We start from the raw sequence: 4,410 nt of genomic DNA on the forward strand, positions 1-4,410 counted from the left end.
GCGCTCGCGGTTCCAGCATGAGACGCAGAGGTGCTTGTCGAGCAGCCAGCCACGTGAGGATGCGCGGGCGCAGCGTGCGCAGGTGAGTGAGCCCTTGAGCGGTGAGCAGGATGCGAGTTCCTCGCCGGCGTGGGATGCGCCGATCGGGCATGATCGGCAGGCTGCGCGCTTCTCGTTGCCGTCGTTGGCGGCTTTCCAGTTGTTGGCGCAGGACTCGGTAGAGAGGGAGGCTCGCAGGCGTTCGCAGCGGAACATCTGACGGTCGAACCCCTCGATGGTGAAGTATTCGATCATGCGCGGGTAATCGTCTAAGGATTTCAAGGGCTTGCCTGCCATCAATGATCAAATTTTAGCAGACTTACAAGAAATGCAGGATGTATAGCAGTGAGCGATTCTGTAACTACGGGAATACCCTGCCGTATTCGCGCATTGTGCGGCAAATCCAGTGGTGACGTGTTGCTTTTCAACGTCAGCTCGTGACTTCCCGGGGTGGCTTGGCGGGGCTGTCACCGAGTTATTGCTCAAAAATGTCTGGTTGCGGGCTTGGTTACACCTAACTATATGATTTCATTGGGAAAACTGCGTTGTAACCGCGAAACCGGAAAAACTCAGAAAAGACAGACAACCCCAATGCGTGTGTGTGCGCGTGCATGCGCATGCGTGGGTGCGCGTGCATGTACGTATCTATAACTATAACTATATGGTTACATGGTTATATTGAATATATAGACGATGTATTTCCATTATAAATCAATGACTTAGGCGCGTAACCGAAAACGGAACCGGTCGCGGTGGTTGCGGTTACGCGGTTACGGCAAATTGTCGTCGGCGGGGTATTTGGGCGACATTTGGGGAGATCTGCGGCTATGCCTGTTTTTCCGGTTACAAGGTTACGCTTATAAATCAATGACTTACGCGAGGGGTGCTATAACCGGGTTACGCCGATTGCCGGTGCGCGATGCCCGCGTGGCGACGGCCGAGGCGGCGCAACCCGGGGCGGAACGGGCGCAAAAAAGCCGCCTGGGGCGGGGCGGCTCGGGGCCGTGCAACCGGTGGGGTGGTTACGCGGTGGGTTGGCTGTCCATGCCGCTCAGATCCTTCTCGCCACCCAGCGCAGCGATCAGCTCGGCCATCAGCTTGCCGAACTCTCCGGCGAACAACGCCAGGTCGCTGTCGCGGCGCTCGTCGTCGGCTTTGTCGATGCTCGTTCCGTCGCCTTCCTTCAGCACATCCAGCGGCGCGATGCCCTTGATGTTCAGGCCCTCGTCGAGCACGAACGAGATCCGGTCGGCCCAGGTCATCGCCAGGCGCGTGCACTGCTTGCCGCTGCCGATGTGCCGGCGCACGTCGTCGGCATCGATCGAGTGCTTCACGTAGCGGATCGCGGCGCCGCTTTCGCCAGACGCGCGCAGCTCGGTGTCCTGGTCGATGCTGAAGTTGGCCGGCGCTTCGTCTTCGGCCAGCCAGCCGGTCATGGCATGGGCGGGGCTGGTGACCACGTAGAGGTTCTCCAGCGGGAACTGGTCGAAGGTCTTGGCCAGCCAGCCGATGACCTCGTCGGCCTTGGCACTGGACGCGGTGTCGATCACCAGGAAGCCGCGCGCCAGATCGAACAGCACGCGGGTGTCGCGGCTGACGCTGAACGCCTTGGGCAGCAGTTCGTCGGTGACGCGCTCCTTGATCTCCTTCATCTGCTTGCGGCCGGGCTTGTAGCCCTGCTGTTCCTCGATCTCGGCGGCGCGGGCCTTGGCCATCTCGTTGACCACGCTGGACGGCAGCAGCTTCTTGCTGGTGCGCAGCGTCATGAGGACGGCATCGCCGACGCGGCGGATCAGGCTGTCTTGGCCCTCATAGGGCGGCGCCCAGCCCAGCGACTGCATCTCCAGGTTGGTGCCGCCGATGAAGCGGAACTTCGCCAGGTGCTCGTCGAGGTCGTGGGCGGCGAACAGATCGGCCGCGCCGCTGGTCAGCCGGTAGACGCGGGCATTCTTGAAGAATTGGGATTGGCTCATTTTTGTTTGGGGTCGAGGTTCAACTGCTTGAGGCGGCGGTAGACGCTGCGGCCACTGTCTGGCTGCAGGCGGCGGGTGCCGGCGATGCCGGGCAGGCTGGCGTCGGCCACGGTGCTGGAGCTCGTGGGCTCCAGGCCGTGCAGGCGCAGCGCCTGGCGGATGCGTTTGGCTTGCTTGGCGTTCATGGTGACAGGCGCCGGGCGGACCGGCGCTCGGCTGGTTACGCGGTGATGCGGGCGTGCCACTTGCCCGACGGCAGGCGCTCGCGCTTGACCTGCATGCCGCGACGGCCGCCAGGGATGGTCAGGGTGCCGAGGTGGGCCTTGCGGGCGACCGAGACCGGCGTGGGCACGCGGGCGCCGCCCGTCTCCAGGGCGAACTTGATGGAGCGATTGAAGGCGCTCTTGCGGCTGGTGTGCGTCTGCACGTTGCGGCCCCAGCGGCTGCCACCGTGCGGCTGGCGGTTCACCGGGTCGAAGGCGACGGGCGGCGCGGCGGCCTGGAACAGGTGGGTGAGGCCCAGCACGCCCAGCAGGCGCATCGCGGTATTGTTGACGGTACGACGGAACATAGGGGTTTCCTTGAAAATCAGGCACAGCGCCTGCCGGACGGCCGCACGCGACCGTCGAGCCGGGGCTGTTAGGCTTCCTGCTTCGAGACGATGCTCATGGCGAACCCCACCATGCCTTCGCGCAGGATCTTAACCGCAGGCAGGTGGCTGGGACCTGGTTTGCCGGCCTCATCGGGCAGCATGGTGGTGCACTGCAGGTCACCGTTCTCGGGGTGCTCGCCAAGCGCAAATGAGGCGATCATCGCGATGCCGTGCTCCTTGCAGATGCCAATGATCTGGGTCATCAGCGGGCTGATCTGCGCGTCGTAAATCTGCTCCTTGGGGAGCACGATGGGCTGGTCTTGGTTATCCATCCTTTCTTCCTTGTGCGCCGTAGCGCGTTGATCCAGGTCACAGCGCCTGCCGATACCCCGCGCGCGGGGCATTAGCCGAAGCTGTTAGGCGGCCGGCAGTTCGGGGGTGGCGGCTTCGGGCAACGCCAGCCAGGCCGGGCGATCGCCAGCGAAGCGCGCGGCGTCGCAGTCCCGCAGGCCCATCATCACGCCAAAGTATCCGGTGTCGCCGGCATAGGCGGTATGGATGACCACCATTTCGCCGTCGTGCAGGGCCGTAATGGCGCAGATGCCCTTCATCACATTGCCCAGGTCGCGCGCTGCGTCCTCGAAATCCACCAGGTTCTGCGGCCGGAACTGCGTGGGCTTATCGTTCGCCGGTATCTTCTTCGGGATGACCTTGCGCCAGTTGGGGAACTTGCCGGCGACTGGTTCAAACTCGACGAAGCAGCCGCTGCCCAAGCGGTACATGGGCGCGGCCCAGCGCTGTCCGGTGGGCCCATCGCGGAGTTCGACAGGCACGGTTCGAACCGCCGCATTCTTAAGGCTTCTGCCGCCTGCCATGCAGTTGGCCAGCATCAGCTTCACGACGTCGCCAGGGATGATGAAGTTGACGGGCGCGTCGATGGTGTTCTCGGCCTCGCGGCGGATCGCCAGCAGGCGGTGGCCGTCCGTGGTGACCAGGACGGTTTCCTTGGCCGTGGCTTCGACGTGCACGCCGTTCAGGTAGTAGCGGATGTCGGCCTTGGCCATCATTCGGGAGACGGCCTTGAGGGCAGGCAGATACACCTGCACGGTCTGCTTGGGGGTGGTCATATCCTTCCTTGTTGTGTGGTCAGGTCACAGCGCCTGCCCATGCCCCGCGCGCGAGGCATGAGCCGGGGCTGTCAGGCTGTTGCGACCAATGCGGGGCTGTCTGGCTCAAAGGCGATGAAGTCGAGCAGCCCTTTCGTTGTGTCGTTGAAAACAAACAGGACACCGCTATCGAAAGACTTCTCGAACCTCAGACGGTGCAGCACCACCCCGTCTCTCGTGCGGACATCTACGGCCATGTGCGAAAGTTCGCACTGTGTCACCACGATCTCGTGGTCGGAGGACCGGAATTGCAGCATGGTCGGCTGGAGGCGCTTCGCGATGATGGGATAGATGCGTGCCGCCGCAGCGCGCCGTTGCTTGTACACCTGTTCCAAAAACGCTGGCGGGATGACACCACGGGGGTTTGGCTTGTACGGAGCGGTCAACGCTTCCTCGATTGCCATGCCTTTTTGCAGCCTCGCACGGACGCTCTTGTGGCTTACTGCGCCGAAGCGCTTCGCCAGCTCCGGGAGATACCCTGTCACGCCAAACGCCGTGTATTTGGTGCAGCGCTTCTCGCGGCCTTTCTCGGCACCGCGCGCCATTGCGGCGCGGCTCTCGTCGCTCAGGCATAGCCCCCTACCGCGCAGGCGTTCATGCAAGTCTGCGAGCCGCTTTTTCGTCGCGAGGCTTTGGCCGC

6 protein-coding genes and 1 pseudogene are annotated in these 4,410 nt (G+C 63.2%); all 7 read right to left on the reverse strand.

Annotated elements, in window-relative coordinates; genetic code table 11:
• A pseudogene (locus EQG76_RS06130) lies at nucleotides 1-336 on the reverse strand (hypothetical protein); the annotation flags it as partial.
• A gap of 725 nt (nucleotides 337-1,061) precedes the next feature.
• The gene (locus EQG76_RS06135) at nucleotides 1,062-2,012 is read right to left on the reverse strand and encodes a recombination-associated protein RdgC (protein ID WP_159711557.1); all 951 of its coding nucleotides are present in this window, start codon (nucleotides 2,010-2,012) and stop codon (nucleotides 1,062-1,064) included.
• On the reverse strand, nucleotides 2,009-2,197 hold the full coding sequence (locus tag EQG76_RS06140) for a hypothetical protein (RefSeq protein WP_159711559.1): 189 nt from the start codon (nucleotides 2,195-2,197) through the stop codon (nucleotides 2,009-2,011). Before EQG76_RS06140 ends, EQG76_RS06135 begins: the two co-directional genes overlap by 4 nt.
• A 35-nt stretch (nucleotides 2,198-2,232) precedes the next feature.
• Nucleotides 2,233-2,583: a hypothetical protein gene (locus EQG76_RS06145; protein ID WP_159711561.1), complete on the reverse strand. Its 351-nt coding sequence runs from the start codon at nucleotides 2,581-2,583 to the stop codon at nucleotides 2,233-2,235.
• Between the two features lie 68 nt (nucleotides 2,584-2,651).
• Entirely contained in the window at nucleotides 2,652-2,936 is a 285-nt protein-coding gene (locus EQG76_RS06150; protein ID WP_159711563.1) for a hypothetical protein, read from the reverse strand.
• Between the two features lie 84 nt (nucleotides 2,937-3,020).
• Nucleotides 3,021-3,731, reverse strand: coding sequence for a DNA polymerase III subunit beta family protein (locus EQG76_RS06155; protein ID WP_159711565.1), 711 nt, complete (start codon nucleotides 3,729-3,731; stop codon nucleotides 3,021-3,023).
• Between the two features lie 71 nt (nucleotides 3,732-3,802).
• Nucleotides 3,803-4,410, reverse strand: a 608-nt coding sequence (locus tag EQG76_RS06160) for a hypothetical protein (RefSeq protein WP_200840595.1), incomplete at its 5' end; no start/stop codon positions are given.

The sequence above is a fragment of the Geminicoccus flavidas genome (assembly GCF_009806515.1).
Lineage (GTDB): Bacteria > Pseudomonadota > Alphaproteobacteria > Geminicoccales > Geminicoccaceae > Geminicoccus > Geminicoccus flavidus.